Source organism: Dietzia sp. UCD-THP, assembly GCF_000349585.1.
GTDB classification, from domain to species: domain Bacteria; phylum Actinomycetota; class Actinomycetes; order Mycobacteriales; family Mycobacteriaceae; genus Dietzia; species Dietzia natronolimnaea_A.
On sequence record NZ_AOSR01000043.1, the window covers coordinates 1 to 21,044 of the forward strand.

Genomic DNA, 21,044 nt, shown 5'->3' on the forward strand with positions numbered 1-21,044 from the left:
TATGGGAGACACGCCCTAGTTACAGCGCTGTATCCGTCTCATAGTCCGAGTCAGCGACGATCTGGTCCACGATCTCCATCGTCTCGACAGCGACGCGGGTGACTTTGGCGATGAGGTTGACGATGTAGAGGTGGTCGTCGTGTTCGTCGGCCCAATCGTTGGGGTCGTTGACGATGCCTGAGGCTTTGTCGGTCTTGACTTGGTAGCGGTCGATGAGCCAGGCGAGCGCGGTGCGTGAACCGAGCAGATAGCGCTCGGCGTCGTCGGGGATCCCGGAAATGGTGACGTGGCGGTTGTAGATGATCGTGGTGTGGTCGGTCTTGGACTTGAATTTGAGCTTCTCGACCCGCCAGGTGGTGCGGTCACAGTCGTCGACGCCCGGTTTGACGGTTACATCCAGCGGCCATGGCTCGACGTTCTCGTACCCGGCGTGCAGGTTTGCAAGCTGCCTGCCCCAGTTGGCGAGCTGATTAAACCGTCCGCGTGAGTAGGGCGGCGGTAGGTGAGGCAGCATCTTCTTGAGGTCCGCTGCGTAGTGGGTGCGGTAGCCGGGATCGTGAAGTTGAGCGTAGACAGAATAGAAGATGTCGTCTTTGTTCACGGGTCCGTCGAGCGCTTCGGAGTACACCGCGGCGATGTCGTCGGTGATGTTGTCCACTCGCCGATAGCCGAACTCGTCAACTGACCCCTGTTCCCCGAGATCGAACCCGCCATCGGATGACCCGGCGGGCACATACGTCCACCGAGGGAAAAACTGACCGCTGCTGGAACCCCACAGTGCGAGGTCGACGATCCGATCTGACATGAGCAGACTGAATGGCTTGTCGCTGCCAGCGCCAACCACGTAGAAGCCCATGTTGTGGTGGTGTGGGGTGGGGAACATCGACGCGAGCTCGCCTCGTCGATGATTGAACATGGCGTCAAAGTACGCGTGTTGGCGACTGAATGGCCGGTAGACAGCCTCGACGATTCGGTCGTGGTTGAACTGTGCTCGCTCTCCTCGTGCAGCGCGGGACTTGAGGCTCGAGGACCACTTGATGGTCTTTTCGTCGGCGTGCTCGGGGTGCGCGGCGAGAAAGGTGTTGACGGTCTTTTCGTTTGCCTTCGTCAAGCCCTGTTGCCCTTTATAAGTGGCGAAATCGACGGCGGCCCGGTTGTAGTTGTCGATGAGAGTTCGTACTTGGTCTTCGAGTCGTAGGCGCGAGTAGCTGTACACCCATGGATCTCGGTTGGTCTGCAGTCCGGCTGAATAGGTATGGAAGTAGCGGACTGTGGTGTCGCCGGCCTTCTTTGTCCCAAGGACGGGCCAGGCGCCGTAGACGTCGTCGCGTTGCCCGATCCAGTCGCCATGGCTGTTAGGGGCGATGCTCTGCCAGTCGAGGTTCTCCAGGGTGGCGGTGTCGATGGTGGCGAGTTTGTCGTCGCGAGAGAGGTAGTCGCCGATGCTGCGGTAGAGAATCTCGCAGTCCCCTATGTGGCTAGGGTCTTTTACGCCGATCCAAATGGCGATAGTGGTTTGGGAGCCTCCGCCAAAGATCTGGCCTCCCTCTTCTTTCCAGTTGGACTTCCGCATGTTGCCGCGGAGGTTGTAGACGTAAATGCGGTCGTAGTCTTCTACGAGGGAGAGACGGATTCCGTCCGAGGTGTTGTTCTCGATCCATCCGCCGTTGGCGACGAAGGCGACGATTCCTTGGTTGCCGATGCGGTCGGTGGCCCAGCGGAATGCGCGCAGGTAGGAGTCGTACAGGCTGTTCTTGTTCGAGCCTGTGGAGAGCTTGGCGTAGGTGTCGGTGATGCGCGAGTCGAGAGTGGGGTATCCGAGGTTGGCGTTGAGGTCGTTGGCTGAGCCTTGGCCAACGGAGTACGGAGGGTTCCCGACGATGACGTTGATCGGGGTGTCGAGCTGGCGGGTGATGCGGTCATTGTTGGCGGGAAACACGTTGAGGTCGAGGCCGTCGTCGGCTTCGGAGATCTGGAACGTGTCGGCCAGCACGATGCCGGGGAACGGCTCATAATCGTCGATGCTGGCGCCGGTCAGGGCGTGGTACGTGGTTTCGATGTTGACCGCAGCGATGTAGTACGCCAGCAGCATGAGCTCGTTGGCGTGCAGTTCGCTGGCGTACTTACGGGCGAGGTCGTCAGGGTGGATGAGCCCGGATTGCAGGAGGCGGGTCACGAAGGTGCCTGTGCCTGTGAACCCGTCGAGGATGTGCACACCCTCGTCGGTTAGGCCGCGGCCAAAGGCTTCGCGGGAAGCGTGGTCGGCGGCCCGCAGAATGAAATCGACGATCTGAACCGGGGTGTAAACAATGCCGAGGGCATCTGCCTGTTTGGCGAAACCGAGCTTGAAGAACCGCTCGTAGAGCTCGGCGATGACCTGCTGTTTACCCTCAGCGGAGGACACTTCGGAGGCGCGCACACGTACGGAGGCGTAAAACTTTTCTAGAGAGTTGGTTTCTGAATCCAGGCCGCTGCCGGATAGCGCGTCGACCATGGTTTGCATGACGCGGGAGACCGGGTTGTGGGCGGCGAAGTCGTGGCCTTCGAAGAGGGCGTCAAAGACGGGTTTAGTGATCAGATGCTGGGCCAGCATCGAGACCGCATCGTCGCGTCCGATGGAGTCGTTGAGGTTGTCTTTGAGTCCTTGAACGAAGTCCTCGAACCTATGGGTGAGAGCCGGGTCGGCGGCGTCGAGGATGGCGTTGATTCTGGCGATGAGCCGGGCGGAGATGTCGGAGACGTCTGAGGCCCAGTCTTCCCAGTAGGTGCGGGTGCCGACCTTGTCGACGATTCGGGTGTAGATGGCTTCCTGCCATTCGGACAGGGAGAACAGGGCCATCTGCGTCGCGGAGGCTTTGTCGTCCTTCTTCGCAGTCTCTGCTGTTTCGTGGCCGTCGACGTGGTCGGTGGCCGCGGAGATGTTGCCGGCGAGGAGCTGGGAGGTGCCCTTGCCGAGCTCCTTATCAGCATTGCTGGTGTTGAGGGCGATGGAGTTCACCATCGCGTTGAAGCGCTCGTCGTGGGCGCGAAGAGCGTTGAGGACCTGCCACACGGTCTTGAACCGCTTGTTGTCTGCCAGTGCCTGTGATGGTGGGGTATCGGCGGGGACGGCGACGGGAAGAATGATGTAGCCGTAGTCCTTGCCGGCGGATTTACGCATGACGCGGCCGACGGATTGGACGACGTCGACTACGGAGTTACGGGGGTGCAGGAACAACACCGCATCCAGGGCCGGGACGTCAACGCCTTCGGACAGGCAACGGGCGTTGGTCAGGATGCGGCACTCGTCGTCGGCGACGGGCGCTTTAAGCCAGGACAGTTCCTCATTGCGGCGCATCGCGTTGTAGGTGCCATCGACGTGGTGGACCTGGCAGCTCAGATTCCGGTTGGTCTCCAAGATCTCGCGACCGTCATCTTCGGCGTCGTCGAGCAGGTCCTGGTAGGCGCCCACGACGGCGGGGAACATTGCTTCGATCTGCTTTGACGAGGCGATGTCTTTGGCGAACGCGACGGCCCGCTTCATCGGCTGCGCACCGGGTGGAAAGGATTCTCCCGAAGCGGTGGCGCCAGCGCGTTTGGCCAGGCCGTTCCAACAGCCCACGATCTTCGAGGCGTCGTCCAGAGAGAGCTCTCCGTCGACGGCGAACTGATCCTGCATGCGTGGTGCCATCACCGATTCATCCACGGTCAGCACGAGCACTTTGTAGTCGGTGAGCAGGCCCTTGTCGACCGCTTCTCCGAAGCCGAGGCGGTGGAACTCGGGGCCGAAGATCTCGAGGTCGTCCATGGATGAGATCTCCGCGGAGTGGTCCTCGGCCTTGGCTTTGGTGGTGTCATCGAACAGACGCGGTGTCGCGGTCATGTAAAGCCTGCGGTGAGCTCTAAGGAAGTCTGCGTCGTGAACGCGGGTGAAGTTCGATGGGTCATCGCCGGCAAGGGTGACGCCGGTGGTGCGGTGCGCTTCATCGCAGATCACCAGATCGAACGGATCCACCCCGTGCTCGGACTGCGCAGCCGCAACTGACGGAAGGGACTGGTACGTGGTGAAGACGACTGTCAATCCGGCGGCCCGCTTACCCTTGCCCATTCGTTCAGCCAGCACAGCAGGGTTGGTGGTCACCGGGATCGCCACGTCCTCGGTGGCGTAGTCCTCCGCAGCGCGGGAGACCTTGTTGTCTGAACAGACGGCGAACGAGCGCATATCTAGCTGGCACTGGGCAGACCACTCCCGGAGCGTCTGTGACAGCAGTGAGATCGAGGGGACCGCAAAAAGGATCCTGGCCCGTCCCCCATTGTCGGCTGCGGTGCGTTCAGCGATCTTGAGAGCTGTGAAGGTCTTGCCAGTACCGCAGGCCATGACAAGCTTGCCCCGGTCGTTTCCCTCATCGAAGCCGGTGAACACCTTGTCCACCGCCGTCTGTTGGTGGGGACGCAGCTCATGCGGCGTTGACGGGGACAGGTCGATCGAGAGCTCACCCTTGGGCCAGGCGATGTCCCAATCAATCGGGGCGGCCTCGAGATGTTCGGTGCCGATCCGCTGCACCGACACGGTCTGACCTTCAAGCGCTGCCAGTGCGTTCTTGCCCCACTTGTTGGTCGTGGAGATGATGATTCGCCGCGTGAACGGGGCCTTGCCCGACTCGGTGAAGAATGAGTCGATGTTCGCCTTGGTTAAGGTGTGATCGGGCGCGTAGAACTTGCACTGAATTGCCGCGTACTCGCCGGTATCGCGCACGCGGGCCACTAGGTCGATGCCGTTGTCGGGCTTGCCGTCTCGGTCAGGCCAGTCCATCCACTGCCACACCGCGTCGTATTCGCGTGACAGGGTCGGATCGAGCTCGAAGTAGCGCACCATCAGCTGCTCGAACTTCGTCCCCATCTCGACTGTATTCGGAGCCTGGCGGAACGCGTCAATGACCTGAGCAAACGATGACATGGGCACCATTGTCGACCATCGCCGTGGCCGAACTGCCACAACCCACTCGGCTGAGGATGGATCGGTCCAAACTTCGGCGCTGATCCGGGTTGTTAACCGGTACTGTGCACCGTCACCCAATTCGGCGCTGGACCCTTCCCAAACGTGAACTCGTCGAGTGGCGTCAGATTCCGGTCCTGGGAGCGGAACCTGGGCGCAATGGCGAGACCGGTGAGGCTCGCCGGCTGTTCGCCTGTCGTTCCGAAGCCAGCAAGGCGTGCAGTTCGGCAGTAACAGTGATGGATGCGGTGAGCTGCCGCTGCAGCTCTGTGTTTTTCCGGCGAAGTGTGCGGACGCGGAGGTTGGCCTCGGCGAGCCGGGCCTCGACTTCGGCTACTGCGGGGTTTCGAGGGGTCGTGGCCGTGACCTGGCGATCCCAGTCCTGCAGGACTTCTTTGGCTCGGTACAGGGTTGCGGGGCTGGTGCCGGCTTCACGGGCGAGATTAGCTTTTGTCAGTGCGCCGTCGCAGTGTTCGGGCCGGCCATCGAGCAGGCGTTGCATGGCCTGTCTAAGCCGTTGCTCGGTAGCCGCGGAAACGCGGGGGCCTGGGGATGCGTCGGTGCTCATCGCGGCTCCTGTCCGGTGATTCGACGGACTAGGTCTAGTTGCTGTTCCAGTCGTTCACGGTGGGCGGGTGCCATCCGTCGGTCGGAAAGCAGCCGTTCAAGTTCATCCTGCTCGGACTGCCAGATTGCGGTGTGCCGTTCGGTGATGACGGAGTTCCGGCAGGTGACCGGGCTGCATAGGCTGGGTATAGGCCCGCCAGCTTTGGCATCGTCAGGGAGCCCTTTGAGGCATTCGGCCTTGTTCGCTGCGCCAAGGCAGTGGTTCAAGGTCCCGATCCTCAGGTCAGAGAACTCGTCGCGCAGCAAGTTGCGCAGGGTTCGGTCGTCGCCGATATGGGCGGGTGACTGCTCGTACTGGCGGGTGACGTGGTCCAGCCCGGAATTGAATGCCGCAGCTCCTGGACCACGACTGATTCGCTGGCCTTCGGCATGCTGAGACCATTCGGAAACGAGTTCGGCGGCGGTGGCATTCTGGGCTTCGTGCCCGAACTCCCGGGCCCATGCGGCCGTCGGCGCACCGTATCCGCTGGTAGTTGCGTTGGTCAGGGCGCGGGTCGCATTGTGTTTCAGGGTGATACCCAGAGCAATCTCCCCGTCGGGCTCGTTGGCAGTGATCACCGCCATGGTGCGCCGAAATCGGTGGGGAGCGATGCGGACATCACTGATCGGTTCGAGCCCTTTGTCGACGGCGGTTGCGTTGACCCACTGAATAAACCGCTGAATTTCGTCGTGGACGTCGAAGCCCCTCAGGTCCCGGATGTCACCGCCGCGAATGGACCCGAAGATTCTATCGGGCTGTAGGGCGATCTGCTCTGCAGTCTTGATCGCTTGCACCACCGGTTCGCTTACCCACCACACTTGTTCGCTGCCGCCGGGATCTTGGTGCTTGTACACCCGGCTATGTACGACCGGTGCCCCTTGGCGTGTGCCCAGACAACCGGGTGCGAGGCCCTGCAGTTCACTGTCGCGCATCATCGTCATGATGCTGGTGAAGATGTAGGCGGCCGCCCTGAGCTTGGTGACTTCATAGCTGGCCGAGTGTTTGTCGAATCCGGCGCACCACGGCATTTGGGTGCCGTCGGGCCGGGCTACAAGCCGGGGGGTGACCGCGCGGGTGATCCCGTGCCGAGTGGGCAAGCCGCCGGCGACTGCATCTAATACCCGTTGCCGGCGGGCTACTCCCGGCGGGGTGTTGAACATATTGGTGCGCATCTTGCCCGGGAAGACGAGTAGGGCCAGTCCGTCCCAGTTGACCTCGTCTTTCACCCCGCGTCCCATAGCGCCCACATGCAACGGGATGAACGAATCCGGCCCGCTTATCCAGGCGTCGATGAGCCGGTCGTACTCACCCATCGCGAGGCGATCGCCATCGGTGTGGCGCGTGCTTTCTAGCGTGTCGATCTCTTTCTGGGCGGCGATTGCATCCGGGCCAAACACGTCGATGTAGGCCCAGGTAGCCCGCACTAAGGGCCAGAACGAATCTGGCTCGATCGGACGGGTTCGGATTTCGGTGGCACCTGAGCGTTTTGCTAGAGGCTCGATCTCAACCGAAGGCACTAAGTCAGGAGCAAGTGGGCGCATGGTGGTCAGGATCCGAAGCAGGTCGGATGAGCTCCGGACCGTGCTAGGACTGCGGCTAGATTCCAGGAAACCAAAGTAGGCGGCGAAATCAGCCTGATCCCAGGACGATAAGCGGGGGGCCCTCCCGGTGTCGGTGGCCCAGGCTTGGAGCAGGCGAATTGCGTCCAGGTGCGTACGGATGGTCTTGATGGCGGCCGGTCGGGTCGACCTGAAGACCCCTCGGGCACGTAAGACCGGGTGGGTTGGATTGAGAAGCATCATTGTCAGCAGACGTGCCACTAGATTCCAGTCCCCGGTTAAGGCCTCGAAGTTGAGTACGTGTGCACTCGGGGGTTGGTTGGGCGCCCTAGCAATCGAGGTGCAGTCCCACCGGCCGGTGTCTCCGAAACATGGGACCGGGCCATCGGCGGTGCGCAGGCTCCTGGGGATCACCGGTTCGTCGTCGGCGAAACTCGGCGAGGCCTCGCCTGGCGTAGTGACGGTTGGCTGGTTCATCGATGGCTCGCTCGTTCGTTGAGGGGCAGGTGCAGGCGAACCGGTGTGCCCGCGGCCTGCGCGATCGTGTCGTCGGGGAAGCGCTCGAGTATTTCGGTGAGGTTGGCCAGTTGCTGTCCGTAGACGGCGGCGAACTGTGGTGGTGCAAGAGAGTTGGACAGCTCTTTCAGGATCTGCCGGTAGGCCAGCAGTCGGGGGATGTGGTCGGTGAAGACGATTGCATTTGGGCACCGCAGGCACATCGACGGTGCGTCCATGCAGACTTGACCGGCTTCGCGATGCGGGGGCGCATGCGGGTTGGCGCAACCGGAGACCGACAGTTGCCGGTCAGTCGCGGATTCTGCGGCTACGTCCCGGGCCACCTGCCGGATGGGGCCGGCCGGGACTGTCGCGGTGATCTCGGATGCGAGTCCAGGGATCAAGACCGGTCCGATAGCTCGGCTCAAGGTTTGTTCCTGAACGCGGCGCACCGTGGCGGCCGAGACAGCATGCACCGTGGTGGAGTGAGCGTAGTGATTGCGGAAGACTTCCACGGTGTGGTCATCGCCGGCGGCGCCGGCCAGGGTACCCAGCAGTACAGCCCTGGCGCTCTTGACGGTTTTGCGCAGTCGGCGCAGGTCGTAAGGCTCCGAAATGTCAAGCCCGTACGTTGCCACCAGGCTCGCGATTGAGGCCACCGGCGGCCCGTTCTGGTGGTGGAGCCAACGATGTCCAGACACGGTGGTCGCCTGACGGGCGCGACGCACGGAACCGACCCAGAACGCTTCGTTCTCTGCCAGGGTGTGGGCCAGTTCGTACGATCGTCTAGCCCGGCGGATGAGGTCGCCAGCGGACCAGCCGGGAGACTCGTCCGTGGCGGCCGACGGAAGTGAGTGGGTCCGTGTCCGCGGCGTTCGCAGCTTGCGGGCCCGAACCAGCACATGGGTGTCCGTGTACTCGATGTCGGTACGTTGCAGGTTTTTGGTCTCTTCCGGTGCCCAACCTGTCTTTAGGTGGAGCAGCACCCTGACTGCGATGGCGTAGTGGTCCGGGGGCGCTAGCAGCGAGAACAGGGGGTGGCTTTCCGGCACTTGTCCTGAACGGGAGATGATGCCGTGTTCGTCGAGAAAAGTGGCGGCGGTGGCGCTGGTGAACAGTTCCACCTGGCCGTACGGAATTTCTCCCTCCGGCAGATTCACCAAGCCCCAAAGCACGTTCGGGACTTCGTTCCACCCGTGCTGCCGGGGGTCCCGGCCGTGCGCCAGCAGGTCCCTGCCGGTTTGCAGAAGGGCCTCGCACTGGCGAACCACGGCTCGGCTCGTGCGTTCAAGGGTGAGGCGTTCGCGGTTGCTGAACTCGTCCAGCGGCCGGTCGAGGCGGGTTTGGCCGTCGAGATTGGGCGCGGTTGCCCACGCTTGCAGCAGCTCGTTCTTCACTCGCCGGGACGCGAGGTAGTGGAGCACGTATTTGCGAACCATTAGTCCGTGCTTCTTCGGAACCCTGCTCGTTGGCCCGGAGCTAGCTATGAGGTGCTGTTCCCAGTCGTGCAACCGCTGAGTGAGCATTTCGCCGGGACCGTGGAGGGTGAGTTGGCTGTCTTCGGGCCGAGACAGGTGTCGACCCAGTTTTCGAAGAATAGATGACCGGTTGGCCGTGGTCGCAGGTTGCGAGCCCACTGACTCGTGATACCCCAGCCAGCCGTCGGCGATCTCGGCTACCAGTCGCGAACAGGAGTATTCGGTGGGGGTGATCGTGGTGGCATTCCGCCGGTCCAGGCCGAACCGGATGGTGCGCGGCGTGAGGTCCACGTCCATGTGCGTCACCGCCCCATGTCGTTTAGAACGTAGTCCGCGTATTCCAGCAGCGGGTCGTCCCACTGCTCGAACGCCCGCTGGATGAGCTCGTGCGACTCGTCGACGTACCGGAGATAGACCATCGTCGTAGAGGGCGAGGCATGGCCCATCAGGCGCTGCAGCGTCAGCAATGGGTTAAACATGATGTGCTCGCTGATCGTTCCGGTCCCGACCTTCTGCCGCGTGGATTCGTGCTCTAACGCCCGGCGCTGCAGGCTCCTCAGCAGCACCACGGCAAACGTGTGGCGAAGATCGTGGGGGGTGACCGCGGTTGGCATCCCGGGCAACTCCTCGCGGAAGCCTGTCAGTCGACGGTTGGCTGAGTGGAACTTGGCGTGCCAACTGCGCCGCGACGGCGGCAATCCACCCCGACCCAGGAACAACGACAGGGGCTCAATGACACCATCGCGGTCCTCGACCAGGACCCTGCGGTGGCCGACCGGGATCCGCTCCAGAACCTTCTTGTGCACCACACCGCCCACCCGATACCTGAGGCGGCCGCCCCCGTGGTCGATTGACTCGACCACCGCCAGCTCGGATCGCCTAGCGACAAGGCCCTTCTGGGCTCTACGGATCAGCTCCGCCCTCTCCGTTGCCCGGTACAGGTCGACAATGCGCATGGTGCCGGAGGGGATGTATACGGCCCGCCGACGCTGGTTCTTGGCCGTGGCTTCCAGGTAGACCGTCGCTCCAGCATCGGTTCGCTCTGGGAGCTCCAGCGTGAGCAGGGAACTCCACTCCTGCAGCCTCATTCCGGTGGTCAGGGCCAGTTCGGCCGCCGTGACATCACGGCCGGTCTCGCGACCGCGGAACGCCGGATCCATGGAGCCGTCGGGCAATTCCCCTCCCAGCCCGACCCGTCTGAAGGCTTCCCATTGCTCCTTGGACAGCGCGCGGACGTCCATCTCTTGGTGCGTCATGCGCGGGTTCGCGACGGAGTATCTTCCGACCTGGATCCAGGGCAAGTCCTGGCGCAGACCGATCTGGATGACGTAGTTGAACAGCGCCCGGATCACCACCAGTTCACGGCCCCACGTGCGCTGACTAATGCCTTGCGCAAATCGGTGGTCCCGGTAGTCGACGAGAATTTGGTGCTCGACATCTTGAAGTCGGATACCGCGTGCGTCGAGGTACCTGGCGAACTGGTGGGCGTCCCTGCCATACGCGCGGAGGGTGTTGTCACTGGTCGACTGGCCATAGGTCCGAAGGAATGACGACCATGGCTCCATCGGCCACAGTGAGTCGTCCAAGAGGACCGGCGTTCCATCTTGAACCAGGTGCGAACCATGCGGTTCTGACGACAACTCAAGTCGAAGCTCTGAATCGACAAGACTCCAGTCCGTGAAGGCGAGATGTACCGCCATCGTCTGAGACCTTCCGTCGCCCAATGAGAGTGTCCCCAACGGTACTCATAACCGCCGCCGGCACCGGCGGCATGCTGTCGGTGGCCTACGACCACCTGGTGGAGATGAACCCCGACGCCAAGCCGGTGCTGTACGGCCAGGAGGTCAACTCTCGCTCATACGCCATGTGCAAGTCGGACATGGTGATCAAGGGCCAGGGCGTGGACAACATCTACAACGGTGACACGCTCACCGATGATGGCTTTCACGGCGAGCACTTCGATTTCCTGCTGTCGAATCCGCCGTTCGGGGTGGAGTGGAAGACCCAGCAGAAGGCCGTCAAGGACGAGCACGAGCAGCAGGGCTTCGCGGGCCGTTTCGGTGCCGGCCTGCCGCGGGTCTCCGACGGCTCCCTGCTGTTCCTTATGCACCTGGTTAGCAAGATGCGGCCCATCCGCTCCCCGGATGACAAGGGCTCCCGGCTGGCGATCGTCCTCAACGGCTCGCCTCTGTTCACCGGCGGGGCCGGCTCCGGCGAGTCCAACATCCGGCAGTGGATCATCGAGAACGACCTGCTGGACGCGATCATCGCCCTGCCGACGGACATGTTCTACAACACCGGCATCTCCACCTACGTCTGGATCCTGGATAACGCCAAGACCGCCGAGCGCAAGGGCAAGGTCCAGCTCATCAACGCGGTCGAGATGTTCGGCAAGATGCGCAAGTCCCTGGGCTCCAAGCGCAAGGAGCTGCGCCCAGAGGACATCAAGAAGATCTGCGAACTCTACGACGGCTTTGAGAACCACGACAACGACGACGAGGCGCCCGCCCTCTCAAAGGTGTTCACCAACTCGGAGTTCGGATACCGCACCATCACAGTGGAACGCCCCCTGCAGCTACGTTTCCATGTCGCCGACGACACCGCCGAACACCTGCTTGTGACTAAGGCGATCGCCAAGCTGCCGCCGGCCGATCAAGACGCCATCCGCAGCGCCCTCGTCGGTTTCGCGGGCCGCTCGTGGACCAACCGTGACGCCTTCGTGTCCGAGCTCAAGACTGCGCTGAAGTCCGCCGGCATGGCGAAGGTTGGCGCCCCGGTGATCAAGACGATCTGGACGACGATCGGGGAGCACGATCCCGAGGCCGACGTCATCACCGCTAAAGGCAATCCCGAACCGGACACCTCGCTCCGTGACACCGAGAACGTCCCGCTGGCCGAGGACATCGAGGAGTACTTCGCCCGCGAAGTCCTGCCCCACGTGCCGGACGCGTGGATCGACCACGACAAGACCCGCGTCGGTTACGAGATCCCGTTCACGCGGCACTTTTACCGCTACACCCCGCCACGCCCCCTAGAGGAAATCCAGAAGGACCTCCGCCAGCTCGTGACAGAGATCCAGGTCATGCTCTCGGAGGTGGGGGCATGACCACCGCGAGTAGCACGCCGACTGAAACTCACGCAGTTCAAGCCTCAAGCACCTGGGCAACGACGAAGCTCCGCTTCCTACTTGAGGTCAACCCCGCGACGCCTGCCGATCTTCGAGCTCAGAGTGACCGTCTGGTTCCGTTCGTTCCGATGGAGGCGCTCGGCGAAGATGGCTCGCTCGACACAACCCGAGAACGCCCAGTCAGGGAGCTACTGACTGGGTACTCCTACTTTGCGAACGGCGATGTGCTGATGGCGAAGGTCACTCCGTGCTTCGAGAATGGGAAGGCAGCGCTGGTCGACACACTTCCGAATGGGCACGGATTTGGATCCACCGAGGTGACAACCCTGAGGGCTAGCGCGGGTCTTTACCCTGGCTTTCTTTACTACCTGGTCAGATCTGACCACTTTCGTCAGGCGAGCATTGCATCGATGACAGGTGCGGGAGGTCTAAAGCGCGTGCCGGATGAGCACATTCGGTCATTCGAAACTCCCGTGCCGTCTGAGATAGAGCAGAGAGCGATTGCAGACTTTCTTAATCGCGAGACCGCCAAGATCGATGCGCTGATCGACAAGCAGGACCAGCTCATCGCCACCATGCGGGAGGATCGCGCTGCCACGATCACCCACGCGGTCACCAAGGGACTCACACCCGGCGTGGCCGACAAACCGTCCGGAATCCAGTGGATGGGTGACGTCCCCGCACACTGGGAAGTCGCTCGGCTTCGCCATCACGCCACAATGAAGACGGGGCACACACCCAGCCGTCAAGAACCGGAGTTCTGGGAAAACACGCACATCCCATGGTTCACACTGGCCGACGTTTGGCAGCTACGCCGTGGCCGCCAGCTCTACCTCGGAGAGACCGCGGGCAAAATTAGTTCCCTCGGCCTCGCCAACTCGGCCGCTGAATTGCTCCCCGCTGGGACAGTAATACTCTCTCGGACAGCATCGGTTGGGTTCAGCGGAATAATGCCGATTCCGATGGCAACCAGCCAGGACTTCTGGAACTGGATTTGCGGGACGAGCTTGGTTCCAGAATTCTTAGCATTCGTTTTCCGCGCCATGAAGCCCTACTTTGACTCCCTGATGATGGGGTCGACTCACCAGACGATATATCAAGCGGACGCCGCTGCGATTCAAATCCCGCTGCCGCCAGTTGACGAACAGACAAAAATTGTCGAGGCGCTTAAAGTAAAGACGAGCACGGTCGACTCCCTCATCGACAAGTCGACCGAGATGATCGATGTGCTACGCGAGTACCGCTCAGCATTGATCACCAATGCCGTGACGGGGAAGATCGACGTGAGGGAGGCTGTGTAATCATGGCCCAGCATCACGAATCCGTGCTCGAAGACGAGATCTGCGCCCACCTGGCAGCGCACGGCTGGGAGTACTCGCCGAACGACGAGGGGTACGACCGCGACCTCGCACTGTTTCCCGAAGACGTGTTCTGGTGGCTCCAGCACACCCAATCCGACGAGTGGGACAAGCGCGTTAAGCCCACAGATTCGTCCGCGGCACAGGAGAAGTCCAAGACCGCGCTGCTGCAACGTCTGTCCAAGGCACTTTCGGCAGACCTCAAGGCCGACGGTGGCTCCCTTTCGGTGCTGCGGCGGGGGTTCTCCGACTTCAACGCTAACTTCGCGATGTGCCAGTTCAAGCCCAACTCCGGTCTCAACGCCACCACCGCCGCCAAGTATCAAGCCGTCCGGCTGCGGGTCATGCGGCAGGTGCACTACTCCAAGTCCAGCCCGAGGAAGTCCATCGACCTGGTGTTCTTCGTCAACGGAATCCCCGTCGCCACGGCCGAGCTCAAGACCGACTTCACACAGTCGGTGGAGCACGCCGTCGAGCAGTACAAGAAGGACCGCCTGCCCAAGGGCGAGCCGCTGCTTGGCTTTGCCACCCGCGCCCTGGTGCACTTCGCCGTCTCCAACACCGAAGTGCACATGACCACCCGGCTCGCAGGCCAGGACACCGTGTTCCTGCCCTTCAACCGCGGCAACGGCCACCACGCCGGCAACCCGCCCAACCCGCACGGCTCGGCCACCGCCTACCTGTGGGAGACCATCCTCCAGCGCGACACCTGGCTGGAAATCCTTGACCGCTTCATGCACCTGGAGATCACCGAGAAGCGCGATCCGGACACCGGAAAGAAGACCCGCAAAGAGACCCTGCTGTTCCCGCGCTACCACCAGTGGGACGCCGTTACCCGACTCGTTGCCGCCGCCCGCACCGAAGGGCCCGGTCATAAGTACCTCGTCCAGCACTCCGCCGGCTCGGGCAAGACCAACTCCATCTCCTGGCTCGCCCAGCGCCTGTCGTCGCTCTACAACGATGACGACGACAAGGTCTTCTCCTCCGTCATTGTGGTCACCGACCGGACCGTGCTCGATGCACAACTGCAAGAGGCCATCCACCAAATCAACCGCACCACCGGCGTCGTGGCGCACATCGACGGTCTGACCGGCTCGAAATCCTCAGAACTGGCCGAGGCTCTCGAGTCGGGGACCCACATTGTCGTCGTCACCATCCAAACCTTCCCCTACGCCCTGGACGCCATCTCCGACCGCACCACCCTCCGAGGTCGGTGCTTTGCGATCATCGCCGACGAAGCCCACTCCTCCCAGGCCGGCGGGGCGTCCAACAAACTCAAACAGGTCCTGTCGCAGTCCGAACTCGACGAAGTGGCTCAAGGCGGGGCCGTGTCGGCGGAGGACATGCTCGCCGCCGAGACCAAAGCCCGCGCCGAGGCCGGAAACATCTCCTTCTTCGCCTTCACCGCTACACCCAAAGCCACCACGCTGGAACTGTTCGGCCGCCCTGGCCCCGACGGCACCCCGCAGCCGTTCCACCTTTACTCGATGCAGCAGGCGATCGACGAGGGCTTCATCCTGGACGTCCTGCGCAACTACACCCCGTACAAGACCGCGTTCCGGCTCTCTCACAACGGCAAGACCTACGCCACCAGCGACACCGGGGAAGGCACCGTCGCCGTGACTACCGAGGGCGGCGACGACGACCTGGTGGACCGGTCCGCCGCAGTGAAGTCGGTGATGAACTGGGTCAAGCTGCACCCCACGAACATCTCGCAGAAGGTGCAGATTATCGTCGAGCATTTCCGCCAGAACGTCGCCTGGCGACTGAATGGGCGAGCCAAGGCGATGGTGGTGACCAGTTCTCGCAAGGCTGCCGTGCGCTACAAACTCGCCTTTGACAAGTACGTGGCCGAAAACGGATACACCGACGTCGCCGCGCTGGTGGCGTTCTCTGGGGAGGTCACCGACCCCGAGTCCGGTGCCGACGAGCCGTTCTCCGAGGTCAACATGAACCCCGGACTCAAGGGCCGCGACCTGCGGGACGCGTTTGCCACCGACGAGTTCCAGGTGATGCTGGTGGCCAACAAGTTCCAGACCGGTTTCGACCAACCCAAGCTCGTCGCCATGTACGTCGACAAGAAGCTCGGCGGAGTTCAGGCCGTGCAGACCCTGTCGCGGCTCAACCGGACATTCCCGCCATTGAAGGACCAGACCTTCGTGCTGGATTTCGCCAACGAGGTCGACGACATCGTCGACGCGTTCGCCCCCTACTACGAGGCCACCACCCTGGCCGACGTCACCGACCCAAACATCGTTCACGACACCGAACGCAAGTTGTCCGTCGCGGGCATTTATGAGCGCTCCGAGGTCGACGGCTTCGCCGATGCCTTCCTCGCCCGTGAGGGCCACAATGCGTTGGTGAAGTGGGTGGCTCCCGCTGCCGATCGCTTCACGGTTCGGATGCGGTCCGCGGTCGAGGCCTCAGACGCCGTGGACATCGACGAGCTGCAGATGTTCCGCAAGGACGTCGGCACCTACGTGCGGCAGTACGAGTTCCTCTCCCAGCTGTTTGACTACGAAAACCCCTGGTTGGAGAAGCTGGCGCTGTTTCTCAAGCTCCTGGCCCCGCAGTTGAGCAGTGGGGAGAAGGACACCCCGATCGACCTGTCCGCGGTGGCGATCGACTATCTCGGCCACCACCGGCAGACCACCCGGGACGGTGAGCTCTCCGGTGGCACCCCGCTCGAGCCCGCACGCGAGGCCGGCACCGGCACCGTCCGCGACCCCGACATGGTCGCCCTCGACGAGGTAATCAACCGCATCAACGACCTGTTCGCCGGCGACCACCCCGACTCCTCCGTCCGAAACGTGGTCACCCACATCAAAGACCGGCTCGAAGAGAGCCAGATCCTCAAGACGCAGGCCCAGAACAACTCACTCGCCCAGTTCCGCGCAAGCCCCGACATCGATGTCGCCTTCACCGACGCGGTCATCGGATCCATGGACTCCTCGACAGACCTATCTGCCCAGATCCTCAACAACCAGGACCTAGCCCGCGCACTGCTCGGCGAGCTCTTGCCGGCCGTCTATCGGACGCTGAGCAAGGCGAGCTGAAGGTCGCCAGGCCAAACACCATGGGCGAGTCAAACGGAATTTTCTGGCAAGCGAGCAGCCCCACTCGATCACGGGGCCACTACGGGCATACGGCAGCGGGCAGACCAGAGCTCGAACTGCTGGCGCCAATTGTCGACGACCCCTCAGCCACTGAGGTCACAACTACCGACGGCACTAGTCGAATTATCTATTCAACGCAGGCCGACAAAGCCGTGAAGTCCTTCGCGCCGGTTTTAATCCACGGCGAACTGGATACCGGAGAACTTCTAACCCTCTTGTCGGCCCAGAATCACGCCGCCGGCCCAATCTTGCCCAAGTACAGAGCACGCGTAGCCATACTGGGTGCACATGTTGACGCAAACCATGCATACAGCGCAATGCGCTTCCGAGTTTCGGACCGATACTGGACCGATCACCTCAGCCCTGGAGAATCGGCGCAGACCGCAGATCTCTCGGTTTTGCGCACAGAAGCGGCCGAGGACGGAGTCTGGTTAATCTACGAGGGTGCCAAGCCTCGCAATATTCGCGATTTGGAACAATACGTCGCTAATGCGTGCATCACATTAATGACACTCGCCTTCGACTTTCGTCCGACGATCCAGGAAGTTGAGCTCAGGACGCACGATGGTCCCTGGCTTCGCACCGCCGGCCCCGGTTTCCGCGGGCAGGCATCTGACTGGGACGTCCCGATGTTGAACACGTCTGATCTCACACTAGATCGCATCGCCAGGTGGATTGACCTGAACGCCAGACTCGACAACTTAGGTGCTGCAATCGCCGATCCGCCGACAGGAGCGGTGCAAGCCCAAGCGCTAGTTGCGACCACCCTCCTCGAGGGGATTCATCGCCGGCTACCTTTTGAACAGTCTAGATTCCCATCACTCTCGAAGACCGCAAAGAGAAGAATTCGGAAAGCAGCTCGATCAGCCGCCGTGGAGGCGGCTACAAGTTCGGCTGGGGCGGACGTCGGAGCCGTCGATAAGGCAATATCTGACTGCCTATCCCACTTCTCTTCGGTGAGCTACCTCGACCGCGCTCACGATATCGTGGCCGAGGTAAGCGCGGCAGTTCCAGAGTTAATCTTTCCAGTCCCGGACTTACCAAGAACACTGAAGGAGGCCAGGAACGATCTGGCTCACCACTTAGTGGAGACCGAATCTATCGACGATCTGGTTACCGTTATTAATCGTTGGACCATCGCGTCCATGGCGACCCCATGGCTATTGCGTTTTCTACTGCTACTCCGCGTAGGAATAAATCCGGCAATCCTGCGAAGAAAAGCACTAGAGCATCAACGTTTCGAGTTCGTCTTGGCCAATATTGCGAGGATAGCCGACGAACTGAACGGAGTCACAGACTAGGCGAGCCGGATCCGGATTCACTTAGAGGCCCGTCGCCCTGAGGCCCATGACGCTCAGCTGCTCACTTCACACCACTGCACTTACGATCCCGCCGGCCGAGTTTTTCCTGCGCGGCGAGCCAACTCAACCGCCCAGCGCTCCCGCTCGATCGGCGAGGTGACAGACTCCTGCGAATCGTGTGACACGCCAGTGAGAAATTGACAGATTGTTGGAGAACCGACAAGCGGTTGTCGGTTGCAGAGCGGTTCGTCAGCAGTGCCGTCCGCGACCAGAGAGTTGTCAGGAGTTTGTCAGTCGCGGATTGTCTCTAAGTTGTCAGAAATCTCGCTGCTGACAGTGTCGTGGCACGCCGCGTCCTTAATTGGCCCTTCCGGATTTAGAGTGCGTTGATCCGGTTCTGGAGCTGTCCGGAGTGGATGAGCGACCGCAAGATGTAGTGCTTGAGGTTGCGGAAGCCCAGGGCGATTCCACGGAGGTGCTCGAGGCGTCCGTTGATGGCCTCGACGGGGCCGTTGGAGGCACCCACGTCGAAGTAGGCGAGGATCTCGCGGTGCCTCGCCGCGTGCGCGTCATTGGCGGTGAACGCCTTGAACAGGCGGACCTTCTGCTTGTCGGTCAGCAGCTCAGCGCGGGTGCGCAGGGTGCGGCGGATGCCGTACAGGGGGTCACCGGCCCGTCCCCGGTGGCCGGTGGTGGCCTGCTGGATCCGCTGGCGGCACACGGTGAGCTTGTCCGCGGCTAGGTGCACGACGTGGAACGGATCCATCACTGTCCGGGCAGCGGGCACCGCGCCGCTGGCGGCCGCAGAGTGGTAGCCGGCAAACCCGTCCATAGTGACAACCTTGACTCGATCCCGAAACACCTGGTCACGGGCGTCCAGCCACTCGGTGAGCACCTTCGCCGAACGGCCCGGGACCACGTCCAACAGGCGGGACGGGCCGGTGCCGTCCACGACTGGGGTCAGGTCGACCAGCACGGTGACGAACGCACTGCTGCCGTCGCCGCGCACGTGCTTCCATTTGTGCTCATCGACCCCGAGAACGCGGACGCCATCGAAGTGTCCGGGCTGCTCATAGACCATCGTGCGAACCTCCGAGACCGCCAGGTCATTGACCAGGTCCCATCCCAGCCCGAGGGCCTTGGCCACGGTGGACACGCTGGTGCGGTCGATCGCCAAGCGCTGCAGGATCCAGCGGCTGCAGCGGCGGGTGGTCTTGGCCCGCGGCTTAGCCAACGCCGGCATCCGCTGCTGGAAAATCCGCGTCTCGCATTCGATGTTGTCGCAGGTGAAGCGCGGTACCCGCACGTGCAGTCTGGTCGGGTGCCCGACGATCGGTAGATCCGTGACCTTCCGCTGGACGTGGTCCCGCAAACGGCCCGCCATCCCGCACCCTGGGCAGATCGGGTCGAGTGTGACCGGGGCGCAGAACAGGTGCGTGAGCTCGTCGGCCACGGCGGCGTCAGTGATGGTCACCCCGAGCTCGACGGTGCGGCAGATGGTGTCGGCAAGCAGGCTGGCGGTAGCGTTCAAGACGGGTCCTGGGGATGCGAAGTGCTGGTGTAGGAACTTGCATCTTCACACGCCCCAGGACCCCTACATCTTGTGCCTCACCGCATCACCGGCGAACCCCAGCTACGCACTCTAAATCCGGAAGGGCCGGATAAGAGACTCCGCCGGTACCTATCGCGCGGGCGACCGCCCGATCTTGTCAGGAATTGTATCGAACAAGTCTGACAGGACTCGGGACGCACTATTGCCTGCCCAAACTTACTCGCGCCCCTCAAATTCGCGTACAAGCAACCCGATTTCGGATTCGCTTGCGAGCTACTCGAGTGTCAGCAGGATATGTAGGCGGCCAGTCAGCGAGCCATATTGATCCGGCCGAGTCCGCTGTCGCACCGTAGCGCCGCCCACCTCAATAGTTATTCCGACCGGACTTCTGGGATCGCTCTAGACCCAGCGGCGGTCCTGAACTAAAGCGCTTGCGACAGGCCCCGCTTCTCATGCGGCAGTCTTCTTCGCAACTGGTTAATCCGACAGTCACTGCCGCCGCAATGGATCTGGACTTAGGAACACCGACCCGTGCGCGTCTACCGTTAATGACCTTCTCATGTGTGAGTGCACGATGCGCGACTGGCGGCTGAGAGGTCTAGTACAAAACCCTTGGCGGCGCTCCGGCGATGTCGTACCACGGTCGGGGTTCGCGAAGCTGCCACATAAGCTCTTGCCAAATGTGGTCGGCGTCGCGCCCCTCGAAGTATTTCCCAGCTCGAATCTCCAGGCCGGTCCGTTGCTTCATCACGTCGACGGTCACGAGGTTGGAGAATGTCACCGACATCCGTGGGTCTACCCAAATTTTCTTATCGGTTGGAGTCGCGTCGTGATCTGCCTGTTCCCAGCAAAGGAACGCCTGCGGCTTGGTCTCTAAGTAGGTGAGAATCCAGTCGCCCTTGCGGTAATCACGCCCTATCCTCCAGCCGTCAAATGTGGCGCCCTCGGAGGGGTTGAGAAAATCATCGAGCGCTTCTTCCCATGGCGAGCCCGAACAAATGTACAGGCGTTGCCCCTCCTGGATGGAAGGCAATTCTTGATCCATATACCGAGACGGAGGAGGAATATCTGGCGAACGTTGCATGATCAATCCTTAGCCGAGAAATGCAGGGCCGTGTTTAGCGGCTTGCTGGTCGTTTGCCCGGCCAGTTGGCCATGACGATGGTCCACGATTCTTTCCCACTGCCTCGAACCGTAGCCGACAGGTCCGACAGCCATCAGCTCGGTCGGACGCCTGGACTCGTCTCGGATGTATCTGGCGGATAGGGCACGCTCCCAGTGTCTGACCTCGCGGACTACCGGACGCTGAATTGAGTCAACTCGCGCGGACCATTGGTCTACTGGGCCCAGCGTGACGCGGTGTGCGCAGCTACTCGATCCTCATGTACATCCTGGCGCCGGCCTTCGGGTTCACGATCAGCAGGGGGCACGGCGGGTTCAGCGCGTCCAGCGGGCACGGCGGGCATTCCGGCCCCG

General features: G+C 62.1%; 11 protein-coding genes. 4 read left to right on the top strand and 7 right to left on the bottom strand.

Translation table 11 applies throughout. The features are described 5' to 3' along the window. Positions 1–19: 19 nt before the first annotated feature. The 5 genes from H483_RS25025 to H483_RS25040 form a co-directional block, all read right to left on the bottom strand. Positions 20–4,936, bottom strand: coding sequence for a DEAD/DEAH box helicase (locus tag H483_RS25025; RefSeq protein WP_031264618.1), 4,917 nt, complete (start codon positions 4,934–4,936; stop codon positions 20–22). Positions 4,937–5,099: 163 nt separating this feature from the next. Further along, on the bottom strand, positions 5,100–5,543 hold the full coding sequence (locus tag H483_RS39105; RefSeq protein WP_152427877.1) for a hypothetical protein: 444 nt from the start codon (positions 5,541–5,543) through the stop codon (positions 5,100–5,102). Then, positions 5,540–7,123, bottom strand: a complete 1,584-nt coding sequence (locus tag H483_RS25030; protein ID WP_238556235.1) for a hypothetical protein — start codon at positions 7,121–7,123, stop codon at positions 5,540–5,542. The genes H483_RS39105 and H483_RS25030 overlap by 4 nt, the downstream gene beginning before the upstream one ends. A gap of 491 nt (positions 7,124–7,614) precedes the next feature. Next, the gene (locus tag H483_RS25035; protein ID WP_152427878.1) at positions 7,615–9,411 is read right to left on the bottom strand and encodes a hypothetical protein; all 1,797 of its coding nucleotides are present in this window, start codon (positions 9,409–9,411) and stop codon (positions 7,615–7,617) included. Positions 9,412–9,416: 5 nt separating this feature from the next. After that, positions 9,417–10,814: a site-specific integrase gene (locus H483_RS25040; RefSeq protein WP_193746848.1), complete on the bottom strand. Its 1,398-nt coding sequence runs from the start codon at positions 10,812–10,814 to the stop codon at positions 9,417–9,419. 23 nt (positions 10,815–10,837) lie between these two features. Between H483_RS25040 and H483_RS25045 the strand changes: the two genes are divergently transcribed. The 4 genes from H483_RS25045 to H483_RS39110 are packed head-to-tail and all read left to right on the top strand — an operon-like array spanning position 10,838 to position 18,016. Continuing rightward, a complete protein-coding gene (locus H483_RS25045; RefSeq protein WP_081615112.1) occupies positions 10,838–12,220 on the top strand; it encodes a class I SAM-dependent DNA methyltransferase in 1,383 nt (460 codons plus the stop codon). After that, complete coding sequence (locus H483_RS38455; protein ID WP_081615113.1) at positions 12,217–13,542, top strand: restriction endonuclease subunit S; 1,326 nt, start codon at positions 12,217–12,219, stop codon at positions 13,540–13,542. The genes H483_RS25045 and H483_RS38455 overlap by 4 nt, the downstream gene beginning before the upstream one ends. Positions 13,543–13,544: 2 nt before the next feature. Further along, positions 13,545–16,655: a type I restriction endonuclease subunit R gene (locus H483_RS25055; RefSeq protein ID WP_017836026.1), complete on the top strand. Its 3,111-nt coding sequence runs from the start codon at positions 13,545–13,547 to the stop codon at positions 16,653–16,655. Positions 16,656–16,675: 20 nt separating this feature from the next. Then, a complete protein-coding gene (locus H483_RS39110) occupies positions 16,676–18,016 on the top strand; it encodes a HEPN domain-containing protein (RefSeq protein WP_152427880.1) in 1,341 nt (446 codons plus the stop codon). 376 nt (positions 18,017–18,392) lie between these two features. On the opposite strand, the gene H483_RS25060 is transcribed toward H483_RS39110, so the two are convergent. Next, positions 18,393–19,547, bottom strand: a complete 1,155-nt coding sequence (locus H483_RS25060; RefSeq protein ID WP_017836027.1) for an ISL3 family transposase — start codon at positions 19,545–19,547, stop codon at positions 18,393–18,395. Positions 19,548–20,166: 619 nt separating this feature from the next. Then, entirely contained in the window at positions 20,167–20,652 is a 486-nt protein-coding gene (locus H483_RS39115; RefSeq protein ID WP_152427881.1) for a hypothetical protein, read from the bottom strand. Between the last annotated feature and the right edge of the window lie 392 nt (positions 20,653–21,044).

Coding starts and splice junctions, on each gene's coding strand:
- H483_RS25055 (WP_017836026.1), top strand. CDS start 13,545: ATGGCCCAGCATCACGAATCCGTGCTCGAAGACGAGATCTGCGCCCAC.
- H483_RS25035 (WP_152427878.1), bottom strand. CDS start 9,411: ATGGACGTGGACCTCACGCCGCGCACCATCCGGTTCGGCCTGGACCGG.
- H483_RS25045 (WP_081615112.1), top strand. CDS start 10,838: ATGAGAGTGTCCCCAACGGTACTCATAACCGCCGCCGGCACCGGCGGC.
- H483_RS39115 (WP_152427881.1), bottom strand. CDS start 20,652: ATGCAACGTTCGCCAGATATTCCTCCTCCGTCTCGGTATATGGATCAA.
- H483_RS38455 (WP_081615113.1), top strand. CDS start 12,217: ATGACCACCGCGAGTAGCACGCCGACTGAAACTCACGCAGTTCAAGCC.
- H483_RS39110 (WP_152427880.1), top strand. CDS start 16,676: ATGGGCGAGTCAAACGGAATTTTCTGGCAAGCGAGCAGCCCCACTCGA.
- H483_RS25030 (WP_238556235.1), bottom strand. CDS start 7,123: ATGCGCCCACTTGCTCCTGACTTAGTGCCTTCGGTTGAGATCGAGCCT.
- H483_RS25040 (WP_193746848.1), bottom strand. CDS start 10,814: ATGGCGGTACATCTCGCCTTCACGGACTGGAGTCTTGTCGATTCAGAG.
- H483_RS25025 (WP_031264618.1), bottom strand. CDS start 4,936: ATGTCATCGTTTGCTCAGGTCATTGACGCGTTCCGCCAGGCTCCGAAT.
- H483_RS39105 (WP_152427877.1), bottom strand. CDS start 5,543: ATGAGCACCGACGCATCCCCAGGCCCCCGCGTTTCCGCGGCTACCGAG.